The following is a 26,197-nucleotide window of genomic DNA, read 5'->3' as shown; positions in this document are numbered from 1 at the left end:
CGGCGCCGTCTCACACCGGGTCCCACGGCAGGGTCAGGGTGAACACCGCTCCTCGGTCGGGGGCGTTGGCGGCGGTGAGGGTGCCGCCGTGCAGCCGGGCGTTCTCGGCGGCGATGGCCAGGCCCAGCCCGCTGCCCTCGCTGCGGGTGCGGGCCGCGTCGCCCTTGGTGAAGCGGTCGAAGACATGCGGCAGCACGTCGTCGGGGATGCCCGCGCCGCCGTCGGCGACGGTGAGGACGAGCGCGTCCGCGCCGGCCCGGGCCCGCAGCCGCACCGGCGCCGACGTGCCGCCGTGGCGCAGGGCGTTGCCGAGGAGGTTGGCCAGGACGACATCGATGCGGCGCGGGTCGAGGCGGGCGCGCAGGCCGTCCGGTACGGCGACCTCGACCCGGTCCTGCCAGTGGCGCAGCGCCAGCGTCTTGCGGACGAGTTCGCCGACATCGATCTCGTCGAGGTCCAGCACGGCGGCACCGGCGTCGAAACGGGAGATCTCCATCAGGTCCTCGACCATGCGGGCGAGTTTGCGGGTCTCGTCGGCGACCAGCGTCAGCGCCTCGGAGGTCTCCGGGTCCAGCCGGCCGGAGGCGGCGTCCTCATCGAGCACCCCGGTCACGGCGGTCATCGCCGCGAGCGGGGTGCGCATCTCGTGCGAGACATCGGCGGCGAACCGGCGGGCGCCCGCCTCCATGCGGCGCAGGGTGGTGGCGTCGGCCTGCAGGGTCGCGGCCATGGTGTTGAAGGTGCGTCCCAGATCGGCGAGTTCGTCGTCCCCGGTGACGTCGATACGGGTGTCGAGCGCGCCGGCCGCCATGGACTCCGTGGCGGAGCGCAGTTGCCGCACCGGGCGCAGGACGCGGCGGGCGGCGAGCAGCGCGGGTACGACGGCGGCGAGCACGACGGGCAGAGCGCCGGCGCGTGCCGCGGCGACCAGCGAGGAGACGTCGCGCTGCTCGGATGCGAGCGAGAAGGTGGCGTAGACGACGAGTCCGGACGGCTGGGACGGGCGGTCGGCGGAGGCGACGGGCAGCGCGACGGCGAGCTGGGGGTCGCCGCCGCGGTGGAAGCGCTGCACGACGGCGTCGCGGGCCGTCCCCGCGGCGCTGCGCAGCTCCTTGGGGACGGCGGGGGCGGGGCTGGTGGTGGCGACGAGCGGGCCGCTGCGGTAGGCGGCGGCGGTGCGCCAGCTGCGCGCGCCGCCGGCCCGGTCGAGCTGGAGCGTGAGGTCGCGCAGATCCGCTTCGGTGGGCCGGGCGGGCAGGTCGGGCGCGAGGGAGTCGACCTGGTCGCGCAGGTCGTGCACGGCGCTGTCCTGGGCGCGGGCCAGGATCGCGGTGCGCGCCTGGTGGTAGGTGATCGCGGCGGTCGTCAGCGCGCTGAGCGCGGACACCAGGAGGAAGCCGACGACGAGCCGGGTGCGCAGGCCGCGGGGGATCAGGCGGCGGGGGATCCGGCGGCGCTTCACAGCGGGCCGAAGCGGTAACCGAAGCCGCGCACCGTCTGGACGTAGCGCGGGGAGCGCGGATCGTCCTCGATCTTGGACCGCAGCCGCATCACACACGCATCGACCAGCCGGGCGTCACCGTAGTAGCTGTGTTCCCAGACCTGTTCGAGGAGTTGCTGGCGGCTGAAGGTCTGCTGCGGCGAGGCGGACAGGAACAGCAGCAGCTTGAGTTCCGAGGGCGCCAGCACGAGGTCCTGGCCGTCCTTGCGCACGTGCAGGCCGACCCCGTCGATGGTGAGGTCGCCGTAGGTGGTGCGCCGCTCGCGCGGCTCCGCGGCGGGCTGTGCGGGGGCCACCCGGCGCAGCACCGCGCGCATCCGGGCCTCGATCAGCTCCCCGCTGGCGGGTTTGACGACGTAGTCGTCGGCGCCGGCCTCCAGGCCCACGACGATGTCGATGTCGTCGCCGCGCGCGGAGAGGATCACCAGGGGCACCTGGCTGGTCTCACGGATGCGCCGGCAGACCTCCAGGCCGCTCATCCCGGGCAGCATCAGATCGAGCAGCACGATGTCCGGCGCGAAGGGCCCGAGCGCCTGCAGGCCGTCCTCGCCCGTGCCGACCGCTTCGGTTTCGTGGCCGCGGCGGCGCAGCCCCAGGCAGACCCCGCGGCGTACCGCCGGATCGTCCTCGATCAGCAGGACGCGTGTCATGGCCGGGCCTCTCCTTTTCGTCGGTCGGCTAGCGGAACAGACAGGGGCAAAGCTACTCATTCAGGGCAGCGGTGGTCGCCGGGACGGGGCGCACGGGCGCAGGCGCGGGTCAGCGGGCCGCACGGACGGCCTCCACGGGGGCGGCCGCGCCGGTCTCGTCGCACATCACCGGCCAGGGACGCTCGCCCTTCGGCGACAGCCCTGATTCATGGATCCGTACGACCACGTCCACCGGGCGCTTGTGGCCCGGGATGCCCGGCGCCGCGGCGGCCGTGCACACCAGCTGGCTCACCGCCGTCGTCTCCAGCTCCGACACCACCCACGGCAGATACAGGTCGACCGCCCCTGGCGTTGCCTGGGCCCGGACCTCGTGCGGGCCGGCCGGGAGCGCCGTCCTCAGCCCGCGGGCCCGTTCGGCCCGGGTGGGCCCGGCCAGCAGCGCGTTCAGCGCCGTCTGCGGCCCGGCGCCGGGCGGGGCGGGCCGGGCGACGGGCCAGGTGCCGTTCGCGGTGAGGAAGTAGGCCCGCACCGCCGGCCCGTCGGCCGTCCGCGCCCCTCGGGCCGGCGCACCGGCCGCCGCCGGCCCGGCGTCCGTGACCCCGCAGCCGGCGAGCGCCACAGCCGCGGCCACTACGGCGGCCGGCGCCTGCCACCCGGCCCCGCGGCGCGCGGCGCGCCTTATCCGCATGACGCCCACTTCCTCCGCTTATTCCGCATTCGCCCAGTCTCTCCTCCGTGCCGGGCCCGGTGCCCTGTGCCACCGCTTACGGCGACATCAGCTGGTTCACATCCACCGTTCCGGCCCCCAGCTGCGGCCGCGGGATGACCGTCCACACCCCCGCCGCCACGACGGCCGCGGCGGTGAGCGCCACCAGTCCCCGGCGCCCGGTGGCCCACCGCGTCCGGAACCGCACCGGGTCCTCCACCAGGAGCTTCGACAGCACCGCGGCCCCCAGCGACAGGCCGATCGCCAGGGCGGCACGCGCCCAGCCGCCGACGCCGAAGACCTCCTGCGGCAGCAGCAGATACACCGGCCAGTGCCACAGGTAGAGGCTGTACGAGAGCTCCCCGAGCCGGCGGGGGACGGCGCTGCCCAGCGCCCGCCCGGCATACCCGCCCGGCGCCGCGGCGAGCAGCGCGATGAGCACGGCGGCGGCCAGCGAGTGCGCGAACAGCCCGCCCTGGAAGAGGCCGGGCGCGTTCTGGCCGCCGGTCAGCACCCACGACGCCACCAGCCCGCACACCAGCAGCGCGCACACCCCGTCGGCGGCCGGTCCCGGCACCCGGGCGGCCAGCCGGCGCACCGGCGCGGTCGCCGCCAGCGCGCCGAGCAGCAGCGCGAAGGCCCGGGTGTCGGTGCCCTCGTACGCCCGCGTGGTGTCCACGGCAGTGCCGAGCTGGATCATGAGTGCCAGCGACGCGAGCGCGCCCGCACCGGCTAGGACGGCGACCCGCCGCGTACCGCCCCGGCCGCGGCCGGCCACGGCGACCACCAGCGGCCACACCAGGTAGAACTGCCACTCCACGGCGATGCTCCACAGGTGCGAGAACAGGCGGGTGTCGGAGGCGTTGAAGTATCCGACCTGTTCGGCGATGAAGTGCCAGTTCACCGCCTGCGCCGCGGCCCACGGCGCATCGTCGAGCGCGAAGCCGAGCAGGGACGGCGGGCCGACCGCCCAGGCGAGCAGCAGGGCCGCGGTGCCCATGACGGCCAGCGCCGGCAGCAGACGGCGCGCCCGCCGCGCCCAGAACGCGCCCAGGTGGATCCGGCCCCGCTTCTGCACCTCCCCCAGCAGCAGCCCCGTGATCAGGAAGCCCGACAGGACGAAGAACAGGTCGACACCGAGGAAGCCGCCGCCCAGGTAGCCGGCGTGGAACAGCAGCACGGCGGCGACGGCCAGGCCGCGCAGCCCGTCGAGCGGGGCGATATGGGCACGGCCGGGAGCGCGGCCGGGGCGGGGACGGCGGTGCACGGACGGTACGGGAAGGGTGTCAGCCATGGCGGAGTCCTCGGCGGACCGGCCGGTGCGGGCGCATCGGCCGGTCCGCCACGTACGAAGGGGGAAGGAGACGGTGCGCCGGAGCCGGCGCGGGGCCACGGGGGGTCAGCTGCACTTGAGCGGCACGTACCGCTTGCTGCCGGTCCATGAGCCCTTCGCCCACTTCTCCGGCGCGGCCGGGGTGAAGCCGTCCTGCTTGCCGAGCTGCTCGGTGAACCACTTGGCGAAGGCGGCCGAGCCCTGCTGACAGGAGTGGATGCCGTCCGGGGAGCGCTGGGCCTGCTTACCGGCGCTGTCGGTGCCCCACAGCGGGGTGGCGTCGAGGAAATGCACCGTGCCGCCGCTCTTGTCGGCGACCTCCTTGGCCACCTTCGGCGCGCTCTTGATCGCACCCTCGTACTTCTTGTAGAAGTCGTCGATCTTGAACGGCGGCGCGGAGACGAGGTCGAGCTCGGCGCCGGCGTCCCGCGCGGTCTTCGCGAGCTTCTCGTACGCGGCACGCTGCTGCGCGGGCGTGCCCCAGTCGTAGGTGGTGAGCTGGTAGGCGATCACGTCCGGCCGGAACGACGCGAGGTTCTTCTTCAGGTCCTTCCATGTGTCCTGTGCGATCGAGCCGGCCATGGTGTCGCTCGCGACGACCGTGCCACCGCCGTCGGACGAGGCGTCCTTGAAGCGCTGGCCGCTCGCCTTAAGCGCCGCCTCCAGGGGCGGGGCCTCGGCGCCGGCGATGGAGTCCCCCATCCACAGGACCTTCTTGCCGGCCTTCTGCTGCTGCGCGGAGGAGTCCGCGTCCGCCCCGCCGCCGGATCCGCCGTTGCAGCCGGCCAGGGCGGCAGCGGCACTCACGGTGACCAGGGCAACAGCGGCGAGGACCGCCGGGCGCCGGTGACGTGGGGGCGTGCGATGAGGACTGGTATCGGTGTGCATGTCCCCACCAAACCAGCGGAAATCGCCGGTCAGCCTGGTCGTCATCGGTTGCTCACAGGACGGGGATCAGGCCGTCATGGAACACCACACGGCCTCGCCCGGCCGCTGTGGCGGAGCGGGGCCGCCCGGCTACCAGGGGTGCCCCCCGGCCGTGGGGCGAGGCCGCCCTAGCCCACGACCTCCCCGCGCAGCACCACCCGCCGGGGCGCGGCCAGCACCCGGACGTCCTCGCGCGGATCGCTCTCGTAGACCACCAGGTCCGCCGAGGCACCCTCGGTGAGGCCGGGGCGGCCCAGCCAGTCCCGGGCGCCCCAGGTGGTGGCGGAGAGGGCCGCCACGGCGGGCAGCCCGGCCCGGGTCAGCTCGACGACCTCCTCGGCGACCAGCCCGTGGGCGAGCGAGCCGCCGGCGTCCGTACCGGCGAAGACGGGCACCCCGGCGTCATAGGCCGCCCGTACGGTGTCGTAGCGGCGCGCGTGCAGCCGCCGCATGTGGTCCGCCCAGCGCGGGAACTTCGCCTCGCCGCCGTCCGCGAGGAGCGGGAACGTGGCGATGTTGACGAGCGTGGGGACGATGGCGACGCCGCGCTCGGCGAACAGCGGGATGGTGTCCTCGGTGAGACCGGTGGCGTGCTCGATGCAGTCGATGCCGGCCTCGACGAGCGGGGCGAGGGAGTCCTCCGCGAAGCAGTGGGCGGTCACCCGGGCGCCGAGCCGGTGCGCCTCGGCGATGGCCGCCTCGACCGCGCCCGGGGGCCAGCAGGCCTCCAGATCGCCCGTGGAGCGGTCGATCCAGTCGCCGACGAGCTTGACCCAGCCGTCGCCGCGACGGGCCTCCCGGGCGACGTACGCGACCAGGTCCGCGGGCTCGATCTCGTGGGCGTAGTTGCGGATGTAGCGCTTGGTACGGGCGATGTGACGGCCGGCGCGGATGATCCGTGGCAGGTCCGCGCGGTCGTCGATCCAGCGGGTGTCGGAGGGCGAGCCGGCGTCGCGGATCAGCAGGGTCCCCGCGTCACGGTCGGTGAGCGCCTGTTTCTCGCTGGTGGCGTCGTCCACCGGGCCGTGCGCGTCCAGGCCCACATGGCAGTGGGCGTCGACCAGGCCCGGCAGCGCCCAGCCCGTCACGGTGGTGGCATCCCGTGCCATCGTCGGCCGGTCGAAGGTGACCCGGCCACCGACGACCCACAGCTCGTCGCGGACCTCGTCCGGCCCGACGAGTACCCGCCCCTTGAGGTGCAGCACCGCACCCTCACTCATCGACGTCATACCGGCACTTTAGGCGCCGAGGTGCGGTGGGCGGACGCTGCTGCCGCAACGGGCCGGCGGGCGCTTTCGCGCGGCCGCTTCCCCGGGAACCCGGCGCATTGCCCGTGCTTTTGGCTGCGCTCTCTCCGTGTGCGGTCGGCATACGTTCCGTGTCCGCTTCCGGGAGCGTTCCGCACACGTTCCGTGTCCGTTCTCACGGGTCGGCCAACATCATCTCGCGCATGGTGTCCGGGGTCTTGTCACGGACTTGTCGCTCAGGTTTCGATGGGCTTACGCCGAGCCTTCGGGAGGCGAATTCCCAATTCCCTTGCGGTACAGCTTCCCGTATTCTTCTGCCCGCTTTTCCGCACCTCAAACGCCAAGATTTTGCTAGTGGCAAGTACCGTAATTCGGACGCATCTCCTGGGCGTTACGGAGCTGTGACCGACTACACAACGTGTCCGTTTCGCCCCGAACATCCTGGTCAAATCGTGACATTTTGCGGTGGCATCGCGCGGACGGGCGCCCCCGCGCGATAACACATCTTCGTCGCTTCCGTAACCCCTGCCCGCGATGCAATTTCCTTTTTCCCTGGGTAAATTTAATTCCCATGACCGCCGCACAAGCAGACCATGCAGGTGCCCGAAGCGATTTCAGAGAATTTCCGGAGGGCTTCAAGCTCGACACCCCACGAGTGGAGGACGGAGCCGCGATCTGGCGCATCGCCCGCGACTCCAAGGCGCTGGACCTCAACTCCTCCTACAGCTACCTCCTGTGGTGTCGCGACTTCGCCGCCACCTCCGTCGTCGCTCGCGACGCGAAGGGTGAGCCGGCCGCCTTCGTCACCGGATACATCCGCCCCGAGCGCCCGGAGACGCTCGTCGTCTGGCAGGTGGCCGTCGACGCTGCGCACCGTGGCCAGGGGCTGGCGGCCGCACTCCTGGACGGGCTCACCGCCCGTGCCACGGACGCGCTGGGCGTGCGTTTCGTCGAGACCACCATCACCCCCGACAACGCCGCATCGAACCGGTTGTTCGCGTCCTTCGCCGAGCGGCACTCGGTGCCGATCAAGCGCGAGGTGCTCTTCGACGCAGGGCTGTTCCCCGAGCAGGGCCACGAGCCGGAGGTGCTGCACCTCATCGGCCCGTTCCCCCCACCCGCCCGCTCAGGGCACTGACCGAGCCCGAGGGCCGCGCGGCCACCGCGCCGCAGCGGCCATGCGGATCCGGCACACACCCCGCGACACCCGCCGGCACCGCCCAGCCCCCACAGACTTCCCATCTTTCGCCACTCATCTCCCAGGAGCATGCTGTGACCATCACCCAGCCCGATCTGAGCGTCTTCGAGACCGTGGAGTCGGAGGTCCGCAGCTACTGCCGTAGCTGGCCCACCGTCTTCGACCGTGCGCAGGGCAGCCGCATGACCGACGAGGACGGTCACACCTACCTCGACTTCTTCGCCGGCGCCGGCTCGCTCAACTACGGCCACAACAACCCCGTACTCAAACGCGCTCTGATCGACTACATCGAGCGGGACGGGGTCACCCACGGCCTGGACATGTCCACCACGGCCAAGCGGGCCTTCCTGGAGTCGTTCCAGAACATCATCCTGCGGCCGCGCGACCTGCCCTACAAGGTCATGTTCCCGGGCCCGACGGGCGCCAACTCCGTCGAGGCCGCGCTGAAGCTGGCCCGTAAGGTCAAGGGCCGCGAGTCGATCGTGTCCTTCACCAACGCCTTCCACGGCATGTCGCTGGGCGCGCTCGCCGTCACCGGTAACTCCATGAAGCGGGCCGGCGCCGGTATCCCGCTGGTGCACGGCACCCCGATGCCGTTCGACAACTACCTCGACGGCACCTACCCGGACTTCCTGTGGTTCGAGCGGCTGCTGGAGGACCAGGGCTCCGGTCTGAACACCCCCGCCGCCGTGATCGTCGAGACGGTCCAGGGCGAGGGCGGCATCAACGTGGCCCGGCCCGAGTGGCTGCGCGCCCTGTCCGACCTGTGTGAGCGCTGGGACATGCTGCTCATCGTCGACGACATCCAGATGGGCTGCGGCCGTACGGGTGCCTTCTTCTCCTTCGAGGAGGCGGGCATCGTGCCGGACATCGTCACCGTCTCGAAGTCCATCAGCGGCTACGGCCTGCCGCTCGCGCTCACCCTGTTCAAGCCCGAGCTGGACATCTGGGAGCCGGGCGAGCACAACGGCACCTTCCGCGGCAACAACCCGGCCTTCGTCACCGCCGCCGCGACGCTGGACACCTACTGGGCCGACGGCCAGATGGAGAAGCAGACTCTCGCCCGCGGTGAGATCGTCGAAGCACACCTGAAGGCCATCGCCGAGGAGCACCCGGACGCCATCGCCGAGTACCGCGGCCGCGGTCTGGTGTGGGGCCTGGAGTGCAACGACAAGCCCCTGGCCGACAAAATCGCCAAGCGCGCCTTCGAGCTGGGTCTGCTGATCGAGACCTCCGGCCCGGAGAGCGAGGTCGTCAAGCTGCTTCCGGCCCTGACGACCACCCCCGAGGAACTGGACGAGGGTCTGCGCATCCTCGCCCGCGCGGTCCGCGACTGCGCCTGATCGGCCCAACGGCCCCCAGCGTTCCTTACCGTTCCACAGAAAGGCACCCCGCACCGTGATCGTCCGATCCCTCCAGGACATCGAAGGCACCGACCGCCACGTCAAGGCCAAGTCCGGCACGTGGGAGAGCAAGCGCATCGTGCTCGCCAAGGAGCGCGTCGGCTTCTCCCTGCACGAGACCACCCTGTACGCCGGTACGGAGACGTCGATGTGGTACGCGAACCACATCGAGGCCGTACTCTGCGTAGAGGGAGAGGCCGAACTCACCAACGACGAGACCGGCGAGAAGCACACCATCACCCCGGGCACGATGTACCTGCTCGACGGACACGAGAAGCACACCATGCGGATCAAGAAGGACTTCCGCTGCGTCTGCGTCTTCAACCCGCCGGTCACCGGCCGTGAGGACCACGACGAGAACGGTGTCTACCCGCTGCTCACCGAGCCGGATCCGGAGCCCGAAACGGTCTGAGGCGCACCCCCCGCCTGCCCCGTCCGGCAGCTGAGGAAGGCCCGTACCACGTAAGCCAGAGCCCGTACGAGAGGAGAGGAAGGCAACACCATGACCACCGCACCCGAGCGCACCGCCGACCTGTACCCGACCCGTGGGACCGCTGAGGTCATCACCCCGCGGAAGGACCCGGTGGTGTGGTCGCAGCCCGGAACGGCCGGCCCGTTCGCGCCGTCCGAGCTGAGCGACTTCGAACGCGACGGCTTCTTTGCCATCGGGGAGCTGCTGACGGCGGAAGAAGTCGCGGTGTACCGCGCCGAACTGGACCGGCTCGTTCTCGACCCGACGATGCGCGCCGACCCGCGCTCCATCGTCGAGAAGAAGACGCAGACCGTGCGGTCCGTGTTCGAGGTGCACAAGATCAGCGAGGTGTTCGCCAAGCTGGTCTCCGACCCGCGCGTGGTCGGCCGTGCCCGGCAGATCCTCGGCTCGGACGTCTACGTCCACCAGTCGCGGATCAATGTGAAGCCGGGCTTCGGTGCCTCCGGCTTCTACTGGCACTCGGACTTCGAGACCTGGCACGCCGAGGACGGGCTGCCGAACATGCGCACCGTGTCGGTCTCGATCGCGCTGACGGAGAATTACGACACCAACGGCGGCTTGATGATCATGCCCGGTTCGCACCAGCACTTCGTGGGCTGCGAGGGTGCGACGCCGAAGGACAACTACAAGCGGTCGCTGCAGATGCAGGACGCGGGCATCCCGTCGGACGAGGTGCTGACGAAGATGGCGGACAAGCACGGCATCCGCCTCTTCACGGGCAAGGCCGGCTCGGCGACCTTGTTCGACTGCAACGCCATGCACGGCTCGGGTGACAACATCACGCCGTACCCGCGCAGCAATGTCTTCATCGTCTTCAACAGCGTGGAGAACGCGGCGGTGGAGCCGTTCGCGGCGCCGGTCCGGCGCCCGGAGTACATCGGGGCCCGTGACTTCACGCCGGTGAGGTAGTCGCGGAGATCCCGGTGGCGCGGCCGCCGCACAGCAGGGTCTGTGCGGCGGCCGCGCCGTGTGCGTTGCGCGGGCCGGCCGCTGCTCAGGCGTCCAGTGCCGGGTAGTCGAGGTAGCCGGAGTCGTCGCCGCCGTAGAAGCTCTCCCGGTCGGGGGTGTTGAAGGGGCCGCCGCGGGCCAGGCGGCGGGGCAGGTCGGGGTTGGCGAGGAACAGCTCGCCGTACGCGAGGAGATCGGCCTCGCCCCGCTCGACGAGCGACAGCTCCTCGGGCCCGGTGGGCCGGCCGTCGGTGGCCGGGTTGAGCAGGAACGTCCCGCCGAAGCGCTGGCGCAGCCGGCTCAGCAGCTCCGTGTCACGGACGTCGCAGGTGTGCAGGTAGGCCAGGCCCAGCGGGGCGACGGCGTCGACCAGCGTGGTGTACGTGGCCTCCGGCGCGGGCTCGTGGATGTCGTTGAAGGGGTTGCCGGGCGAGAGCCGCAGACCGGTGCGGTGCGCGCCGACCGCGCCGGCGACGGCCTTGACGACCTCGACGGCGAAACGGGCCCGGGCCTCGTCGGAGCCGCCCCACTCGTCGGTGCGCAGGTTGGAGCCGGGGGCCAGGAACTGGTGGATCAGATAGCCGTTGGCGCCGTGGATCTCCACCCCGTCGAACCCGGCCTCCAAGGCGTTGCGGGCGGCGTCCGCGAACCCGGCGATGGTCTCGGCGATCTCCTCGCCGGTCAGCGCGCGCGGGGTGACGAAGTCCTTGAGGCCCTCGTGGGTGAAGACCTGGCCCGCCGCGGCGACCGCGGAGGGCGCCACCGGCAGCAGGTCGTCGGCCAGCAGCACCGGGTGGCCGATGCGGCCGCCGTGCCACAGCTGCGCGAAGATCCTGCCGCCCGCGGCGTGCACGGAGTCGGTGACCTCGCGCCATCCGGCGATCTGTGCGGGGGTGTGCAGACCGGGGGTGAGCGGGTAGCCGCGGCCGATGGGGTCGGTCTGGGCCGCCTCGGTGATGATGAGGCCGGCCGAGGCCCGTTGGGTGTAGTAGCGGACCATGGACGGGGTGGGGACGCCCTCGGCGGTGGCGCGGTTGCGGGTCATCGGCGCCATGACGATGCGGTGGGCGAGCCGGATGCCCGCGAGGTCCATGGGGTCGAATGCGGTGGTCACTGAGGGCCTCTCAACTGCTGCTCGGAACATGTCCGTTGCCCATTACATCAGTCTCGACACCGGGGGCCCCGCGGGCATTCCCCGGCTCGGCCCGGCCCTACCCCACCAGGGACAACAGCCGCTCCACATCATCCGTCGAGTTGTACAGATGGAAGGCCGCGCGGAGCAGTCCGCCGCGCACCGAGATCCGTACCCCCGCCTCGGCCAGCCGGTGTTCGGCGTCCGTGAGACCCGGCGTGGAGACGATCGCCGAGCCCGGCGCGGAAACCGGCGTCAGGCCGCGCTCGGCCAGCCCGGCACGGTAGTGGGCGGCGAGTGCGGTGTTGTGGGCGTGGATGGTGTCCACCCCCAGCTCATCGATGAGGGCGAGCGACTGCTCCGCGCCGATGTAGGAGTAGAAGGCATGCGGCTCGTCGAAGCGCCGGGCGGTGGCGGCCGGCCGGATCAGGCCGTAGTTGGACGCACCGAGGTCCTCACCGGCGACCCAGCCCGCATGCGGCGCGGCCGGCCACGGCGCGCCCGCGCCCAGCTCCCCGCCGAAGGCCATGAAGGTCGTGCCGCGCGGGCACAGCAGCCACTTGAAGGCGCCGGCGACGACGAAGTCGAAGTCCGCGGCGCGCAGCGGCAGCCAGCCGGCGGCTTGGGTGGCGTCGAGGTAGGTGCGCGCCCCGTGCGCCCGCGCGGCCTCACGCACCGCCGCCATGTCGGCGATCCGGCCGTCCCTCGACTGCACGGCGCTGAAGGCGACCAGGGCGGTGCCGGGGCGCACCTCGTCGGCGAGCGCCTCCAGCGGTACGGTGCGCAGCGTGAGGCCCGGTCGGGCGGCGAGCGGATTGACCAGGGAGCTGAAGTCGCCCTCGGGGGCCAGCACTTCGGCGTCCGCCGGAAGCGAGGAGGCCACGAACGCGGACTGCACCGCGACCGAACTGCCGACGGCGACCCGCTCGGCGGGCACGCCCATCAGCCGGGCGAAGGCCTCCCGGGACGCCGAGGCGGCGGCGAAGTAGTCGCGGCCCATCGTGCCGTAGGAGGCGGATTCATCGAGCGCAGCACGCAGCGCGGCGGCGCTGCGCGCCGGGAGGAGTCCGCTGGAGGCAGAGTTCAGATACGTCGTCTCGGGCGCGAATTCGGCCCCGCCGAGTGGCTCACGTCGTTGCATGTGCCCACTGTGGTGGGTGATCGTCGGCCAGTCCATGGCACGGGCCGTGACGCGGGCCGTATCCCGCCACCGGGCCTTACGGCCCCGCGCGGGTGCGGCAGGCCGGCGGCGCGGTCATGTCCCGGGCACGGCGCAGCCGTCGTCCCCATGCGCCTCGCCCTCGCCGGCGGTCGACAGCGGCTCGCCGCCGTCGGCGTACGCCCGCTCCAGGGCCTGCCGGAAGACCTCGGCGGGCTGTCCGCCGGAGATGCCGTAGCGGCGGTCGATGACGAAGAACGGCACGCCGGTGGCGCCCAGCTCCGCCGCCGCGCGCTCCTCGGCGCGCACCTCCTGGGCATACGCCCCGGGGTCGGCCAGCACCCGGGCGACCTCGTCGGCGGGCAGCCCCGCGCCGACGGCGATCTCGCTGCGGACGGCGGGGTCGCCGAGCGCCCGGGCCTCAGCGAAGTTGGCGCGGTAGAAGGCGTCGAGCAGGGCGTCCTGGACGCCGTACAACTTGCCCAGGTGCAGCAGCCGGTGCAGGTCGAAGGTGTTGCCGTGGATCCGGTCGGAGCGGTAGTCCAGCCCCTCCCCAGCCGCGGCCTCGGCGACCCGGGCCTCCATCGCCGCGGCCTGCTCGCGGGTCACGCCGTACTTCGCGGCGAGCATGTCGAGCATCGGGACGCCGTCGGCGGCCGGCGCATTCGGGTCCAGCTCGAAGGAGCGGTGCACCACCTCGACGACCTCACGGTGCGCGAACGCGGCGAGCCCGGCCTCGAAGCGGGCCTTGCCGATATAGCACCAGGGGCAGGCGATGTCGGACCAGATTTCGACGCGCATGGGATGGCTGACTTTCCTCGTCGTGGGTGTGCCCTGGTGCAACCTTTCGGGGTGCGGGGCTATTCCCGGGGGTGGCGTCCCGGCATGACCTCGCCACAGGAGGTTCAGGGGCAGTCGGGCGTCCGGCGCAGGACCAGGGAGACGAAGCCCCAGGTGTCCCGGTAGGCGCGCAGCCATTCGGAGCGACGGGTGGTGGCTGTCGTGAGCACGTGCGAGCTGGCCGGATCGGCGGGGTGGTCCAGGGCCCAGGAGGCCAGCGAGCCCCAGCAGGCCCATTCGTAGTCGTCCAGCTCACGGCGTGTGCTGACGTGTCCGTGGACGGGGGTCCACCCCTCGGACACGACGCGGTCCACGGTGGTCGCCAGGTCGGTGAAGTCCCCGAGCATCTCTCTGGCCTCCTGGGAAGGGGCGCGGTCCCAGAAGCCTTCACCGATGAGGACGCGGCCGCCGGGTGCCAGGTGCCTGCGTGCCGCCGCGAGGGTGGGGAGCAGACCACCGAAGGCATGCGTGGCCCCGAAGCTGAGCACCAGGTCGAACGGCTGCGAGGACACGAAGTCGCCGGCTTCCTGGTGATGGAGAACGAGGCGCTCTTGCACGCCGAGGTCGCTCGCCGCCCGGCGGGCCTGTGCCAGGGCGTCCTCGGAAATGTCCACGCCTACGGCGTGCAGGTGCGGGCACATGGCCAGCGCGCGCAGGAGCCATTCCGCGCCGCCACAACCGAGGTCGAGCACCCGCTCGTCGCCGCGTGGGAGCCCGCGTTCCAGCAGCCGACGCACCGAGTCGTCGTCGAGCGGAGACTTTATCGGGTGCTCAGCATGGGCGATCCTGGAGATCTGTTCACGATTCACCGGCGCAGCCTGTCAACGACAGAGGTCGCGCGCACCTCGTTTTCGTCCACGGGCCGGCGCCCTGAAGCGGGCTTCTCGTTCCGAGGAGTAGCGTCCCGCCATGACCTCGCCACAGGATTTCCTCGGCTTCTGGGAGACCACCGGGTCCGCCAAGACCTTCACCCATCCCCTCGATCCGGCGCTGCTGGACGCGTATGTGCCGCGCGGCGCGCACGTACTGGACTACGGCTGCGGCTACGGGCGGCTGACCGCCGAGCTGGCCGGGCTCGGCTATCGCGCGGTGCGCGGCGTGGATGTGTCGGCGGCGCTGATCGCCCGGGGCCGGCGGGAGCATCCGGAGCTGGATCTGCTGCGGTGGGCCGGGTTTCCGCTGCCGTTCGAGGACGGGGCGTTCGATGCGGCGCTGCTGTTCGCGGTGCTCACCTGTGTGCCCGGGGACGCGGACCAGACCGCGATCGCCGGGGAGCTGGGGCGGCTGGTGCGGCCCGGCGGGGTGCTGTACCTGAGCGATGTGCCGCTCCAGGACGATGCGCTCAACCAGGAGCGCTATGCGCGGTTCGCGGAGCGGTACGGGACGTACGGCGTGTTCGAGACGCCCGACGGCGGGGTGTTCCGGCACCATCCGCCGGAGCGGCTGCGGGGGCTGGTGCGGGCGGCGGGCTTCTCGGTGCTGGCGGAGCGGCGGGGGTCGGTGGGCACGCTGGACGGGCGGACCGCCGAGCGGCTGCAGCTCGTCGCCCGGAGGGAGCCGACGGAGACGGCGGAGGGAGGCTAAGCGGAGACGAGCTCGGCCAGGTGCTGCAGCGAGTTGGTGAGGTGCTCCGGGCCGAACGGCGGGAACTGGATGTACTCCCGGATGTTCTGCGGCACCGCCGACCAGTCGTAGGTGAGCGTGACCTCGGTCTCGGACGGGCCGAGTGGCGCAAGGTCGTAACGCCAGAGCCAGCCGCCGAACTCCAGGTGACCGTCGGCCTTCTCCGTCCCCGTCAGCCAGCCGATGGCGCGCGGCGGGTCGAGTACCTGGACCTGGTTGGCCACCTGGTAGTCACCGTGGGGATGGTTGGCGTGATACATGTCCATCCGGAAAATCTGCCCCACTTCGGTCAGCGGCGCCCGGTCGGCAGCTTCCTGAACCCAGCCGGTGCCGTCGATCGCAGCATGGGCCGTCGGATCCGCCAGCACCGCGAACACCCTCGCGGCGGGCACGGCGACGGTCAGGGTGGCGCTCACGTTCTCCTGGTCCACGGTGTGCACGCTCCTTGTCCCTTGGTCTCCCAGTACAGGTGGACCGTGCCCTTGCCCACGCCCGCGGCGATCTCGGCGATGGTCACCTTGCGGACACCGTGTTCGACGGCCAGTTCGCGCGCACCGTCGAGGATCCTGGCCGCCTGACGGAGTCGCGTTCGATCAGCCGGCTCACCGTCGTGCGTCCTCCCGTTCGCTCCTCGCGACCATGATGGCACGGGGCGCCCACGGAGGTGAGCCCGGAAGCGGAGGCTCTCCCCCTCGCCGCCAAATGGAACGGCCTAGATGTGTTGTCCGGGGACGTTGGTGACACGCGTCCTGGGTGCTTGAACGAGGTGAGGGCCTTCTGGCTCGGTGGGGATTGCGACATCTACCGCCGAGCACAGGAGGCCCTCGTGATCCACCGTAACGCCCCCTTGACGCCGACCGGCAGGCTTCGCCTTGCCCGGTGCGTCGTCGACGACGGCTGGCCGCTACGAAGGGCTGCGGAACGCTTCCAGGTCAGCCACACCACCGCCGCCCGCTGGGCCGGCCGCTACCGATCACATGGCCACGCGGGCATGAACGACCGCTCCAGCCGCCCCCACCACCAGCCCCGACGCACCTCCCCAGCCCTCGAGGAGCACGTGCTGCGGATGCGGCGCGAACACCGCATCGGCCCACTGCGACTGGCCGCCCGCGCCGGCGTCGCGGCCTCCACCGCCCACCGCATCCTCCAACGCCACGACCTGCCCGCCCTGTCAGCCTGCGACCGAGCCACCGGCGAACCCGTCCGCCGCTACGAACGCGCCCGGCCTGGCGAACTGGTCCACATCGACGTCAAGAAACTCGGCCGCATCCCCGACGGCGGCGGCCACAAAGTCCACGGCCGGGCCGCCTCCAGCCCGCACAAGGACCGCCGAGGCGGCGTGGGATACGCCTACCTGCACACCGCCCTCGACGACCACTCCCGCCTGGCCTACACCGAAGACCTCCCCAACGAGACCGCCCCGACCTGCGCGGCCTTCCTCACCCGCGCCACCGCCTGGTTCGCCGCCCAAGGCGTCACCGTCGAACGCGTGCTGACCGACAACGCCTGGGCCTACACCAAGAACACCTGGCGCCAGACCTGCCACGACCTGGGCATCCAACCCCGCTGGACCCGGCCCTGGCGCCCCCAGACCAACGGCAAGGTCGAACGCTTCCACCGCACCCTGCTCGACGAATGGGCCTACCACCAGCCCTACACCTCAGACGCCGAACGGCGAGCAGCGTTTCCCGACTGGCTGGACTGGTACAACTACCACCGACCCCACACCGCAATCAGCGGCCACACCCCAGCCAGCCGCATCACCAACCTGTCCGGACAACACACCTAGAGGCCTTCGGCCTTGCCGTCGATCCGGCGCGGCAGGCCGAGCGGGTTGTCCTCGTGCAGTTCGGGCGGCAGCAGGGCGGGTGGGGTGTCCTGGTAGGCGACCGGGCGCAGCCAGCGTTCCACGGCGGTGCCGCCGACGGAGGTGGAGGTGGAGGTCGTGGCCGGGTAGGGGCCGCCGTGGTGCTGGGCGGGGGCGACCGCGACCCCGGTCGGCCAGCCGTTGACGACCACCCGGCCGGCGAGCGGGGTGACGTCCGCCAGCAGCCGGGCGCCGCGCCCCGCCCCGTCGGTGCCGGCGCTCTCCGCGTCGCCGAGGTGGAGCGTGGCGGTGAGGTTGCCGGGCAGCCGGGCGAGGACGGCGGCGATCTCGGCCTCGTCGGTGTAGCGGGCGACGACGGTCACCGGGCCGAAGCACTCCTCCAGGAGGAGGTCGTGGGGCCCGTCGGTGGTGAGGCGGTCGGCGGGGACGGTGAGGAAGCCGGCGCTGACGGTGTGCTCACCGCCGGCGCCCGGGGTCACCGGCGCCTCGACGTCCGGGAGCGCGGCGCGGCTCTGGATCCCGTCGAGGAACGCCTGGCGCATCCGGTGGTCGAGCAGCACCCCGGCCTCGCTGTTGCTGACCGCGGCGGTCAGCGAGGTCAGCAGCCGGTCGCCCGCCTCGCCGCCGGGCGCCAGGACCAAGCCGGGCTTGACGCAGAACTGGCCGACGCCGAGCGTCATCGACCCGGCCAGTCCGGCGCCGAGCTGCTCGGCGCGCTCCCCGGCCGCGGCCTCGGTGATCACCACGGGGTTGAGGCTGCCCAGTTCGCCGTGGAAGGGGATGGGGTGCGGGCGGGCGGCGGCCGCGTCGTACAGCGCACGGCCGCCGCGGACCGAACCGGTGAAGCCGGCCGCGGTGATCAGTGGGTGGCGTACCAGGTCGACGCCGGCCTGGAAGCCGTGCACCAGGTGCAGCACGCCCTCGGGCAGGCCGGCCTCGGCGGCGGCGCGGCGCAGCAGCGCGGCGCACAGCTCGGAGGTGGCCGGATGGTCCGGGTGGGCCTTGACGACGACCGGGCAGCCGGCCGCCAGGGCGCTGGCCGTGTCGCCGCCCGGTACCGAGAAGGCGAGCGGGAAGTTGCTGGCGGAGTAGACCGCGACCGGGCCGAGCGGAATCTTGTAACGGCGCAGGTCGGGCCGGGGCGGAGCAAGGCCCGGGTCGGCGTGGTCGATCCGTACGTCGAGGAACGCGCCCTCCTGCACGAGGTCCGCGAAGGCCCGCAACTGGTAGGTGGTGCGGGCGAGTTCACCGGTGAGCCGGCCGGGGCCGAGCGCGGTCTCGGCGTCGGCTGCCTCGATGACCGCCTCGCCCGCCTCGTCGAGCAGATCGGCGGCGCGGCGCAACAGGGCGGCGCGTACGGCACGGTCGGCGAGTGCGCCGCGGGCGGCGTGCGCGGCCCGGACCACGGCGTCCACCTCGTCGGCTGTGGCCTCCACCGCAACCTGTTCCCGCTGCTTCCCGGTTCGCGGATCGACACTCCAGACTGGAGCTGCTGCTGCCACCGTGCATTCCTCCCGGGCGATGCCGTGCCGAGTCGTTCGGAGACGTTCCGCTTTCGTGCAGCACACCGGACCGCGTTCTATATGCTGAACGGCGTTCCAGACCATGAACCCGAACCACTGGGACTCTATGGCGGCCGGAACAGAGGGGTCAAGGGCGATGTCAGCTGCCGATACCGGTGGATCGCAGGTCAAATCCGCGGTGCGGACGGTGGAGTTGCTCGAATACTTCGCGGGTCGCCCTGGAATGCACAGCCTGGCGTCCGTCCAGGAAGCGGTCGGCTATCCGAAGTCCAGTCTCTACATGCTGCTGCGCACCCTCGTCGACCTGGGCTGGATCGAGACCGACGCGACCGGCACCCGCTACGGCATCGGCGTGCGTGCGCTGCTGGTCGGCACGTCCTACCTCGACGGCGACGAGGTGGTGGCCGCGGCCCGGCCGACGCTGGACCGGCTCTCCGACGACACCACGGAGACCATCCACCTCGCCCGCCTCGACGGCACCCACGTCGTCTCTCTCGCCACCCGGCAGTCCCCGCACCATCTGCGCCCCTTCACCCGCGTCGGCCGGCGGCTGCCCGCGCACTCCACCGCGCTGGGCAAGGCGCTGCTCGCCACGCACACCGACGACCAGGTGCGGTCGTTGCTGCCGCCGGTCCTCCCGCGGTTGACCGAGCACACCCGCACCGACCGCGAGCAGCTGATCGAGGAGCTGCACACGGTGCGCGCACAGGGGTATGCGGTCGACCGCGAGGAGAACACCCTGGGCCTGTGCTGTTTCGGTGTCGCGCTGCCCTCCCGGACACCGGCCCGGGACGCGCTCAGCTGCTCGGTGCCGGTGGCCCGGCTGGCCCCGGCCCATGAGCAGATGATCAAGGACGCCCTGCTTGCCGCCCGCGACCGGCTGGCGCCGGCCGGCCGGCGGCTGTGAGCCACCGCGGCCGCCGCCCCCGCCGGGCGGCCCTCCCCCGTGCGGCGGAGGCGGATCGTCACCGGGGCCGAGGCGCAGCCGGGCCGGCCACCGGAAGGCTGGCGGCCATGAGCCTTCCGACCGGCCGCCCGGCCCGAGCCCCGTACCCCACAGCACCAGCCATCTTCGCCGCACGCGAGGCCGTCCGATGCGGCTGACCGGCCGGCGCTGGGTCCATCTGGTGCTGGGCGGCGCGCTGTTGATGCCGTTCTTCCTGCTGGTCTCCGCCTTCCTGCCGCTGCTCGCCGACGGCGCCGGCCTGCTGCGCAGCGTCGGCTGGCAGTTCGTCGCCTTCGGCGCTGCGCTGCCGGTCGCCGCGCTGGCCGCGCTGCTCTTCCCGCTGGTGCGGCCGCTGGAGGTGAGCGCCGTGCGGTCGCTGTGCGGGGTGCCCGCGGAGTTGCTGGCCGAGGGGCCGGCCGTCTCGTGGGCGGCCCGGCGGCGTTCCGCGCTGTGGTTCGTGGCGCATCTGCTGGCCGGCGGGATCGTCAGCGGGATGACGCTGGCCGCGCCGCCGGCCGCCGTCGTGCTGCTGGTGCTGCCGTTCTCCGGCTCCTTGCGGCACGCCGGACTGGGCTGGCCGGACGCCTTTCACGGGGCGTGGGCACCGCTCGCGGGGCTGACGCTGCTGGCCCTGGTGGCCGGCACCTCCTGGGGGGCCGGGGCGCTGCTGGCGCGCTGCGCCCCGGTGCTGCTGGGCCCCACGCCCGCCGACCGGCTGGCCGCCGCCGAGCGCCGGGCCGCCGATCTGGCGTCCCGCAACCGGCTGGCCCGCGAGCTGCACGACGCCGTCGGGCATGCGCTGAGCGCGGTCACCCTCCAGGCGGGCGCGGCCCGCCGGGTGCTGGACGCGGACCCGGAGTTCGCCCGCCGGGCACTGACCGCCATCGAGGAGACCACCCGCGCGGCGGTCGCCGAACTGGACACCGTACTGGGCCTGTTGCGCGAGGAGGACGACAGCGATCCGGCCGCACCCGCGCCCACCCTGGACGGCCTGGCGGCGCTGCTCGACCGGACCCGGGCGGCGGGCGTACCGGTCGAGGCGGACATCGAGGGACGGTGTACGGGGCTGCCGCCGGTGGTCTCACGGGAGGCCTACCGGATCGTGCAGGAAGGCCTCAGCAATGCGCTGCGGCATGCCGGGCCGGTGCCGGTCCGGCTGGCCGTACGCGTGACGGACGCGGACGTGACGATACGGGTGGAAAATGCGGTGCCGGAGGCCGGGCCGGGAGCCGGCCGCGCCGCCCCGGACGCCCGGGCGGGCGGGGGCCGCGGGCTGCGGGGGATCGCCGAGCGGGCCCGGCTGCTCGGCGGCGGGGCGACGGCAGCGGCCGAGGACGGCGTGTGGCGGCTGACGGCCCGGCTGCCGCTGGCGGGGGCGGGGCCAGGGCCGGGGGCGACGACATGACGGGCCGAGCGGCGCCGGGCAGCCGGCCGGAAACAGGGGGAACGGGGCATGACCACCGTGCAGAACGACGGCCGGCGGGCCGGTGACGGGGAACCGCCCCGTCCGCTGCGCATCGTCCTCGCCGACGACGAACAGCTGGTGCGCAGCGCGCTGCGCGCGATCCTGGGCGCCGAGGACGGCATGGAGGTCGTCGGGGAGGCCGCGACCGGCGCCGAGGCGGTGCCGCTGATCCGGGAACTGCGCCCGGACCTCGTGCTGATGGACGTCCGGATGCCGGAGATCGACGGGATCCGGGCGACCGAGCAGGTGCTCGCCTCGATGTCCGGGCCGCCGCGCATCATCGTGGTGACGACCTTCGAGAACGACGCCGCCGTCTATGCCGCGCTGCGGGCCGGTGCCAGCGGGTTTCTGCTCAAGCGGTCCGGCGCGGAGGAACTGGTCCAGGCCGTACAGCTGGTGGCGCGCAGCGACTCGCTGCTGTTCCCGGCGGCGGTGCGCCGGCTGGCCGCCCGGCACGCCGGGGAGCGGGCGGCGGACGAGGCGGTGCGGACGCTGCGGGCCCGGCTGTCGGAACGGGAACGGGCGGTGCTGCGGCTGATGACGGCGGGGCTGACGAACGCCGAGATCGCGCAGCGGCTGGGGGTGGGCCCGGCCACGGTCAAGACCCATGTGGCGGGGGTACTGGCCAAGCTCGGGGTGCGGGACCGGACCCAGGCGGTGATCGCCGCGTACGAGTGCGGGTTCGTCCGGCCGGGGTGAGGAGGGGCCGCGGCAACAACGGCCACGGCGGCACCCCCGGCCGTGGACGCACTGCCCGACCCACCGCCGTGACCTGCGCACGTGGCCCGTGCCACGCCACGGAACCCCTGCCGCCCGGCCGGCGTCCTGATCTGTGTACCAACCCTCCGCGCAGGAACGAGGAATGCATCATGGGCATCGTCAGCTGGCTCGTACTCGGGCTGATCGCAGGCGTCATCGCCAAGGTCCTGCTGCCGGGCCGGGACCCGGGCGGGATCGTCGGTACGACCCTGATCGGCATCGTGGGCTCCTTCATCGGCGGCTGGCTCTCCACGAAGTTCCTGCACCGCCCGATACCCAAGGACTTCGGCGAACCCTCCATGTGGATCGCCTCGGTGGCCGGGGCCCTGGTCCTGCTGATCGCCTACCGGCTGCTGTTCGGCAATTCCCGGGACCGCCGGTGACCGCGGACGGCCAACCGGCCGCAGGTAATGGAACCGCAAAGGCGAGCCGATCGTTGACCCCGGCATGACCGCTATGACTCCTGGCTCGAACCTCCCGCTCAGCGCCGTGCGGGTGGCGGTGGACGTCACCGCCCCCGTGCGGCTCGACGTATCGGGCCTGCTGCTCGCCGCCGACGGCAAGGTGCGCTCCGACGACGACTTCGTGTTCTACAACCAGCCCTCCGCACCGGGCGTGACGCACTCCGCGGCCGCCGCCGGCGGCGACACCATCACGGTGGACACCGCCGCGGTGCCCGAGGGCATCGACAAGATCGTCGTCACCGCGAGCCTGGACACCCCCGGCGCCACCTTCGCCGGCACGGAACCCACCGGCACGGTCCGCAACGCCGACGACGGCAGCGTCCTCGCCTCCTTCACCCCGCCGCGGCTGGGCACCGAGACCGCGCTGGTGGTCGTCGAGATCTACCGCCGGGGCGGCGCCTGGAAGGTCCGCGCGGTCGGCCAGGGCTACGCCAATGGCCTTGCGGGGATCGCCACCGACTTCGGCGTCAGCGTGGAGGAACCGGCCGCGCCCGCCGCCGCCCCGCAGACACCCCCCGCTCCCCCGGCCCCCGCCGCCCCGTGGGGACCGCCCGCCGGCGCCCCGGCCCCGGCCGCCCCGCCGCCCGCCGCCGCGCCGGCGGCCCCGGCTCCGGCTCCCGCGCCGCCCGCCCCGGCCCCCGGCTCCGGCAAGGTCAACCTCGACAAGGGCCGGGTCAGCCTGCAGAAGAACCAGACCGTGTCGCTGGTCAAGGGCGGCCGTCCGGTGCTCAGCTCGGTCCGGATGGGCCTCGGCTGGGAGCCCGCCTTCCAGGGCCGGAGCATCGATCTGGACGCCTCCGTCATCGCCTACGGCCCGGACCGCAAGAAGGTCGACAACTGCTTCTTCGGCAAGCTGATGATCCTGGGCGGTGCGATCCAGCACTCCGGCGACAACCTCACCGGCGAGGGCGCCGGCGACGACGAGGCGATCACCGTCCATCTCGGCGGGCTGCCCCCGGAGGTGACGGGCCTGGTCTTCGTCGTGAACTCCTTCTCCGGCCAGAAGTTCTCCGACGTCGCCAAGGCGTACTGCCGCCTGCTGGACGCCCAGAGCGGGGAGGAGCTGGTCCGCTTCGACCTCACGCACGCCGAACCGCGTACGGGCGTGATGATGGCGAAGCTCATCCGTCAGTTCTCCGGCGAGTGGGAGATGACCGCGCTGGGCGAGTTCGTCGACGCCCGTACGGTACGCGGCATGACCAAACCGGCCGCCCAGGCGCTGTGAACCGGTGACGCCCGCCGGACGGCCCCGCCCCGCGGCGAGCGGCGGGGGCCGTCCGCGGCGGGGCCCGCTATTCTGACGGCCCGTCACGGCACCACCCCTCACCTCACGTCCCCTACGGCACGCACGAGGAGCGTTCGATGACGCAGCAGCCGCCGCCCGCCGGCCCCGCCGGTTCCCCGGACCTTCCCGACCGGGTCGCGAAGGTCTACGGCGAGCTCGACCTCAGCACCGTCCCGGCCTTCGCCGGCGGCTTCATCAATTTCGGCTACTGGGCGGGCCTGACCGGCCCCGCGGACCGGCCGCTGACCGAGGCCGACCGCGTGCGCAGCGAGGAGGACCTCTACCGCCTGGTGCTCGAGACCTTCGAGCCGGCGCAGGGCCGCACCGCGCTGGAGGTCGGCTGCGGGCGCGGGCTGGGCTGTGCGCTGGCGCTGCGCGAGTGCGGCCTGGGCACGGTCATCGGGCTGGATGCGCACCCCGACCAGATCGCCCGGGCCAGGAAGGCGAACGCGGAGCTGCTCGCCGCGTCCCCGGACACCGCCGGCCGGCTGGAGTTCCTCCAGGGCGCGGCGCAGCAGATCCCGCTCCCCGACGGCAGCGTCGACTGCCTCTTCTCCGTCGAGGCGGCGCAGCACTTCCGCGATCTGCCCGGTTTCGCCCGGGAGTCGGCGCGGGTGTTGCGCCCGGGCGGCCGGCTGGCGCTGACCACGTTCTTCGCCCGTACCCCGGCCGCCGCCCGCGCGCTGCCCGGGCTGCTGCCCCCGTACGCCGACGGCCTGGACGTGCCGCATGTGATCGACGAGGTCGCCGCGACGCTCTCCGCGGCGGGCCTGCGGCAGGTGAGCGTCCGGCCGATCGGCAAGGGGGTCTGGGAGGCCTACGACCGCTATATGGCCCAGCAGCCGGAGCTCCGCGACGAGTGGCCGCGCCGCTATCTGACGGCCTATGAGACCGGCCTGCTGGACTACTACGTGCTCACCGCGACGGCCGGCTGAGGCCCTCCGCCCGTACGGCAGAGGGCCTCGCCCGCAGGTCGCCGGCCGTGGCGGCTACCGCTGCCGGCGCTGCCGCTTCCACGGGCCGGTGATGGCCAGCATGATGCCGGGCTCCTGGATGTTGGCGAACAGCGTCCGCCCGTCCGGGGAGAACACCGGACCGGTGAACTCGCTGAACTCCGGCTTGTCCGCGGTGCCGATGTTGAGCTCGTTGCGGGCGACGGGGTAGGTCCGGCCGTCGTCGGTGGCGCCGAAGAGGTGCTGCACGCCCTCGCCGTCCTCGGCGATGATCAGGCCGCCGTAGGGCGAGACGGTGATGTTGTCCGGGCCGTCCAGCGCGCCGTCCTTGGCAGGGTCCTGGTTGACGCCCAGCAGCACCTTCAGGGTCAGGGTCCGGCGCCGCGGGTCGTAGAACCACACCTGCCCGTCGTGCGGGACGGGGCTCTCGGCGCGGGCGTAGGAGGACACGACGTAGGCGCCGCCGTCCGCCCACCACAGGCCCTCCAGCTTGCGGGCGCGGGTGACCTCACCGTCCTTGAACTGCTTGCGGACCGAGACCGTCCGGGCGTCGCGGTCGGGCACCTCGACCCAGTCGACGCCGTAGACGGTGCCGGTCTTGGTGGCGCGTGAGAGGTCGTCGACGAACCGGCCGCCGGAGTCGAAGCACTTGAAGGCCTCCAGCACGCCCGCGTCGTCGGCCAGCGTGCGCAGCCGGCCGTGGCCGTGCCGGAAGCCGTGCGGCGGGGTCCAGCGGTAGAACAGGCCGTTGGGGCCGGCGGCGTCCTCGGTCAGGAAGAGGTGGCCGCGCCGGGGGTCGACGACGACGGCCTCGTGGGCGTAACGGCCCAGCGCCTTGATCGGCTTGGGGTTCCGGCCGGCCGCGAGGTCGTGCGGGTCGACCTCGAAGACATAGCCGTGGTCCTTGGTCATGCCGTGGTCGCCGGCCTTGTCCTCGGTCTCCTCGCAGGTGAGCCAGGTGCCCCAAGGGGTGGTGCCGCCCGCGCAGTTGGTGGCGGTACCGGCGATGCCGACCCGCTCGCCGACCGGGCTGCCGTCCTTGGCGACCTCGACGACGGTGCAGCCGCCGGCCGCGGCCGGGTCGTAGACCAGCCCCTCCGTCAGCGGCACCGGGTGCGGCCAGTCGGTGCGCGGGCCCTTGAGCTCGTGGTTGTTGACGAGCAGGGTGGTGCCGCGGTGGCCCTCGAAGGTGCCGGTGCCGTCGTGGTTGGACGGGGTGGACTCACCGCTGTCGAGCTTGGTGACGCCGGTCCGGGTGATGATCCGGTACGAGAACCCGGCGGGCAGCGCGAGGATGCCGTCCGGGTCGGGGACCAGCGGGCCGTAGCCGGCCGCGGTCCCGTCCGGCGCGCCGTCCGGGCCGGCGTCCGGGAGCTCCTCGGCGAGGGCTCCGGGCGCGGTGGCCAGCACCCCGACGCTGCCGGCCAGCGCAACCCCCGCGCCGGCGAGAGCGGAACGCGTGGCGAAGTCTCTTCGGGTGAGCGGCATTGTCATCTCCAAGATGGCCGGATTCTTCTCCCCTGGGGCCTGCGCCGCTTACGTTTCCGCGCGCCGTCGAACTCCAGTTGAACGCGGCACGACATCCAGGAAGCAGTTGGGGCCGGTCCGGCGGAACCGGGCCGCAGTGGGCCCTGCTCCGCCGGACCGGCCCCGCCGGTGCCTGAGGGCGTGTCTTTCGGATCAGCCCGGGCCCGTGGCGTCTGGCACGGCACTCCCCCAGCTAACGCTGGGGGTACCCCCACGCGGCGTTGTCGCATCACCCACGGACACCCAGTCCGAGGGCGACGCTCCGCCTTGCGATGCAGCTCGGCATC

The 26,197-nt window shown here is 72.7% G+C and carries 26 protein-coding genes; 12 read left to right on the top strand and 14 right to left on the bottom strand.

Annotated elements, in window-relative coordinates; all coding sequences use genetic code 11:
• Positions 1-10 precede the first annotated feature (10 nt).
• The 6 genes from CPH93_RS26825 to CPH93_RS26800 form a co-directional block, all read right to left on the bottom strand.
• On the bottom strand, positions 11-1,462 hold the full coding sequence (locus tag CPH93_RS26825; RefSeq protein WP_231976966.1) for a sensor histidine kinase: 1,452 nt from the start codon (positions 1,460-1,462) through the stop codon (positions 11-13).
• Positions 1,459-2,151 carry a response regulator transcription factor gene (locus tag CPH93_RS26820; protein WP_096214299.1) on the bottom strand — a complete coding sequence of 231 codons (693 nt, stop codon included), beginning with the start codon at positions 2,149-2,151 and terminating at the stop codon, positions 1,459-1,461. The genes CPH93_RS26825 and CPH93_RS26820 overlap by 4 nt, the downstream gene beginning before the upstream one ends.
• Positions 2,152-2,260: 109 nt before the next feature.
• Positions 2,261-2,839 carry a GerMN domain-containing protein gene (locus tag CPH93_RS26815; RefSeq protein ID WP_231976965.1) on the bottom strand — a complete coding sequence of 193 codons (579 nt, stop codon included), beginning with the start codon at positions 2,837-2,839 and terminating at the stop codon, positions 2,261-2,263.
• A gap of 76 nt (positions 2,840-2,915) precedes the next feature.
• Entirely contained in the window at positions 2,916-4,151 is a 1,236-nt protein-coding gene (locus CPH93_RS26810; RefSeq protein WP_096214298.1) for an acyltransferase family protein, read from the bottom strand.
• 105 nt (positions 4,152-4,256) lie between these two features.
• Complete coding sequence (locus tag CPH93_RS26805; protein WP_443031406.1) at positions 4,257-4,997, bottom strand: SGNH/GDSL hydrolase family protein; 741 nt, start codon at positions 4,995-4,997, stop codon at positions 4,257-4,259.
• Between the two features lie 248 nt (positions 4,998-5,245).
• Positions 5,246-6,337, bottom strand: coding sequence for an amidohydrolase family protein (locus CPH93_RS26800; protein ID WP_096215607.1), 1,092 nt, complete (start codon positions 6,335-6,337; stop codon positions 5,246-5,248).
• A 598-nt stretch (positions 6,338-6,935) separates the two neighbouring features.
• Here CPH93_RS26800 and ectA point away from each other — a divergent pair.
• The 4 genes from ectA to thpD all read left to right on the top strand — a co-directional run bounded on the left by ectA (position 6,936) and on the right by thpD (position 10,367).
• Positions 6,936-7,502 (top strand): diaminobutyrate acetyltransferase, encoded by a 567-nt coding sequence (ectA, locus tag CPH93_RS26795; RefSeq protein ID WP_093482574.1) that lies wholly within the window; start codon positions 6,936-6,938, stop codon positions 7,500-7,502.
• Positions 7,503-7,636: 134 nt separating this feature from the next.
• A complete protein-coding gene (gene ectB / locus CPH93_RS26790) occupies positions 7,637-8,905 on the top strand; it encodes a diaminobutyrate--2-oxoglutarate transaminase (protein ID WP_093482575.1) in 1,269 nt (422 codons plus the stop codon).
• 55 nt (positions 8,906-8,960) lie between these two features.
• Positions 8,961-9,377 (top strand): ectoine synthase, encoded by a 417-nt coding sequence (locus CPH93_RS26785; RefSeq protein WP_006606340.1) that lies wholly within the window; start codon positions 8,961-8,963, stop codon positions 9,375-9,377.
• Between the two features lie 90 nt (positions 9,378-9,467).
• Positions 9,468-10,367 carry an ectoine hydroxylase gene (thpD, locus tag CPH93_RS26780; RefSeq protein WP_093482576.1) on the top strand — a complete coding sequence of 300 codons (900 nt, stop codon included), beginning with the start codon at positions 9,468-9,470 and terminating at the stop codon, positions 10,365-10,367.
• Positions 10,368-10,452: 85 nt separating this feature from the next.
• On the opposite strand, the gene CPH93_RS26775 is transcribed toward thpD, so the two are convergent.
• The 4 genes from CPH93_RS26775 to CPH93_RS26760 form a co-directional block, all read right to left on the bottom strand.
• Complete coding sequence (locus tag CPH93_RS26775) at positions 10,453-11,520, bottom strand: alkene reductase (protein ID WP_096214297.1); 1,068 nt, start codon at positions 11,518-11,520, stop codon at positions 10,453-10,455.
• A gap of 97 nt (positions 11,521-11,617) precedes the next feature.
• On the bottom strand, positions 11,618-12,679 hold the full coding sequence (locus CPH93_RS26770) for an aminotransferase class V-fold PLP-dependent enzyme (protein ID WP_093488557.1): 1,062 nt from the start codon (positions 12,677-12,679) through the stop codon (positions 11,618-11,620).
• A 114-nt stretch (positions 12,680-12,793) separates the two neighbouring features.
• Positions 12,794-13,498: a DsbA family oxidoreductase gene (locus CPH93_RS26765; RefSeq protein ID WP_096214296.1), complete on the bottom strand. Its 705-nt coding sequence runs from the start codon at positions 13,496-13,498 to the stop codon at positions 12,794-12,796.
• A 104-nt stretch (positions 13,499-13,602) separates the two neighbouring features.
• The gene (locus tag CPH93_RS26760) at positions 13,603-14,346 is read right to left on the bottom strand and encodes an SAM-dependent methyltransferase (protein ID WP_096214295.1); all 744 of its coding nucleotides are present in this window, start codon (positions 14,344-14,346) and stop codon (positions 13,603-13,605) included.
• Positions 14,347-14,446: 100 nt separating this feature from the next.
• Between CPH93_RS26760 and CPH93_RS26755 the strand changes: the two genes are divergently transcribed.
• Complete coding sequence (locus CPH93_RS26755) at positions 14,447-15,121, top strand: class I SAM-dependent methyltransferase (RefSeq protein ID WP_093482580.1); 675 nt, start codon at positions 14,447-14,449, stop codon at positions 15,119-15,121.
• Here CPH93_RS26755 and CPH93_RS26750 read toward each other — a convergent pair.
• Both CPH93_RS26750 and CPH93_RS37640 read right to left on the bottom strand, forming a co-directional pair.
• The gene (locus CPH93_RS26750; protein ID WP_197708714.1) at positions 15,118-15,591 is read right to left on the bottom strand and encodes an SRPBCC domain-containing protein; all 474 of its coding nucleotides are present in this window, start codon (positions 15,589-15,591) and stop codon (positions 15,118-15,120) included. The two genes, CPH93_RS26755 and CPH93_RS26750, sit on opposite strands and share 4 nt — an antisense overlap.
• A complete protein-coding gene (locus tag CPH93_RS37640) occupies positions 15,573-15,809 on the bottom strand; it encodes a helix-turn-helix domain-containing protein (protein WP_096214294.1) in 237 nt (78 codons plus the stop codon). Before CPH93_RS37640 ends, CPH93_RS26750 begins: the two co-directional genes overlap by 19 nt.
• A gap of 177 nt (positions 15,810-15,986) precedes the next feature.
• Between CPH93_RS37640 and CPH93_RS26740 the strand changes: the two genes are divergently transcribed.
• Positions 15,987-16,949, top strand: coding sequence for an IS481 family transposase (locus CPH93_RS26740; protein ID WP_107470895.1), 963 nt, complete (start codon positions 15,987-15,989; stop codon positions 16,947-16,949).
• On the opposite strand, the gene CPH93_RS26735 is transcribed toward CPH93_RS26740, so the two are convergent.
• On the bottom strand, positions 16,946-18,490 hold the full coding sequence (locus CPH93_RS26735; RefSeq protein ID WP_096214293.1) for an aldehyde dehydrogenase (NADP(+)): 1,545 nt from the start codon (positions 18,488-18,490) through the stop codon (positions 16,946-16,948). The two genes, CPH93_RS26740 and CPH93_RS26735, sit on opposite strands and share 4 nt — an antisense overlap.
• A 157-nt stretch (positions 18,491-18,647) precedes the next feature.
• Between CPH93_RS26735 and CPH93_RS26730 the strand changes: the two genes are divergently transcribed.
• The 6 genes from CPH93_RS26730 (at position 18,648) to CPH93_RS26705 (ending at position 24,365) form a co-directional block, all read left to right on the top strand.
• A complete protein-coding gene (locus tag CPH93_RS26730) occupies positions 18,648-19,418 on the top strand; it encodes an IclR family transcriptional regulator (protein WP_093482583.1) in 771 nt (256 codons plus the stop codon).
• Positions 19,419-19,605: 187 nt separating this feature from the next.
• Entirely contained in the window at positions 19,606-20,862 is a 1,257-nt protein-coding gene (locus CPH93_RS26725; RefSeq protein ID WP_096214292.1) for a sensor histidine kinase, read from the top strand.
• A 48-nt stretch (positions 20,863-20,910) separates the two neighbouring features.
• Positions 20,911-21,621, top strand: a complete 711-nt coding sequence (locus CPH93_RS26720) for a response regulator (RefSeq protein WP_096214291.1) — start codon at positions 20,911-20,913, stop codon at positions 21,619-21,621.
• A 170-nt stretch (positions 21,622-21,791) separates the two neighbouring features.
• Positions 21,792-22,064, top strand: a complete 273-nt coding sequence (locus CPH93_RS26715) for a GlsB/YeaQ/YmgE family stress response membrane protein (protein ID WP_093482585.1) — start codon at positions 21,792-21,794, stop codon at positions 22,062-22,064.
• A gap of 73 nt (positions 22,065-22,137) precedes the next feature.
• On the top strand, positions 22,138-23,370 hold the full coding sequence (locus CPH93_RS26710) for a TerD family protein (RefSeq protein WP_096214290.1): 1,233 nt from the start codon (positions 22,138-22,140) through the stop codon (positions 23,368-23,370).
• A 137-nt stretch (positions 23,371-23,507) separates the two neighbouring features.
• Positions 23,508-24,365, top strand: a complete 858-nt coding sequence (locus tag CPH93_RS26705) for a class I SAM-dependent methyltransferase (protein ID WP_093482587.1) — start codon at positions 23,508-23,510, stop codon at positions 24,363-24,365.
• Positions 24,366-24,419: 54 nt separating this feature from the next.
• Here the strand turns inward: CPH93_RS26705 and CPH93_RS26700 are convergent, their stop codons facing one another.
• Positions 24,420-25,871: an alkaline phosphatase PhoX gene (locus tag CPH93_RS26700; protein ID WP_093482588.1), complete on the bottom strand. Its 1,452-nt coding sequence runs from the start codon at positions 25,869-25,871 to the stop codon at positions 24,420-24,422.
• Between the last annotated feature and the right edge of the window lie 326 nt (positions 25,872-26,197).

Source organism: Streptomyces sp. 2323.1 (assembly GCF_900221035.1).
Lineage (GTDB): Bacteria > Actinomycetota > Actinomycetes > Streptomycetales > Streptomycetaceae > Streptomyces > Streptomyces sioyaensis.
Note: the sequence above shows the minus strand (reverse complement) of the source record. Positions and strands in the feature narration are given on the sequence as shown.

Bases quoted from the DNA above. Each gene is read 5' to 3' on its own strand.
- CPH93_RS26800 (WP_096215607.1), bottom strand. From the start codon at position 6,337: ATGAGTGAGGGTGCGGTGCTGCACCTCAAGGGGCGGGTACTCGTCGGG.
- thpD (WP_093482576.1), top strand. From the start codon at position 9,468: ATGACCACCGCACCCGAGCGCACCGCCGACCTGTACCCGACCCGTGGG.
- CPH93_RS26715 (WP_093482585.1), top strand. From the start codon at position 21,792: ATGGGCATCGTCAGCTGGCTCGTACTCGGGCTGATCGCAGGCGTCATC.
- CPH93_RS26815 (WP_231976965.1), bottom strand. From the start codon at position 2,839: ATGCGGATAAGGCGCGCCGCGCGCCGCGGGGCCGGGTGGCAGGCGCCG.
- CPH93_RS26720 (WP_096214291.1), top strand. From the start codon at position 20,911: ATGACCACCGTGCAGAACGACGGCCGGCGGGCCGGTGACGGGGAACCG.
- CPH93_RS26755 (WP_093482580.1), top strand. From the start codon at position 14,447: ATGACCTCGCCACAGGATTTCCTCGGCTTCTGGGAGACCACCGGGTCC.
- CPH93_RS26700 (WP_093482588.1), bottom strand. From the start codon at position 25,871: ATGCCGCTCACCCGAAGAGACTTCGCCACGCGTTCCGCTCTCGCCGGC.
- CPH93_RS26820 (WP_096214299.1), bottom strand. From the start codon at position 2,151: ATGACACGCGTCCTGCTGATCGAGGACGATCCGGCGGTACGCCGCGGG.
- CPH93_RS26770 (WP_093488557.1), bottom strand. From the start codon at position 12,679: ATGCAACGACGTGAGCCACTCGGCGGGGCCGAATTCGCGCCCGAGACG.
- CPH93_RS26730 (WP_093482583.1), top strand. From the start codon at position 18,648: ATGTCAGCTGCCGATACCGGTGGATCGCAGGTCAAATCCGCGGTGCGG.
- ectA (WP_093482574.1), top strand. From the start codon at position 6,936: ATGACCGCCGCACAAGCAGACCATGCAGGTGCCCGAAGCGATTTCAGA.
- CPH93_RS26765 (WP_096214296.1), bottom strand. From the start codon at position 13,498: ATGCGCGTCGAAATCTGGTCCGACATCGCCTGCCCCTGGTGCTATATC.
- CPH93_RS26810 (WP_096214298.1), bottom strand. From the start codon at position 4,151: ATGGCTGACACCCTTCCCGTACCGTCCGTGCACCGCCGTCCCCGCCCC.
- CPH93_RS26725 (WP_096214292.1), top strand. From the start codon at position 19,606: ATGCGGCTGACCGGCCGGCGCTGGGTCCATCTGGTGCTGGGCGGCGCG.
- CPH93_RS26705 (WP_093482587.1), top strand. From the start codon at position 23,508: ATGACGCAGCAGCCGCCGCCCGCCGGCCCCGCCGGTTCCCCGGACCTT.
- CPH93_RS26710 (WP_096214290.1), top strand. From the start codon at position 22,138: ATGACTCCTGGCTCGAACCTCCCGCTCAGCGCCGTGCGGGTGGCGGTG.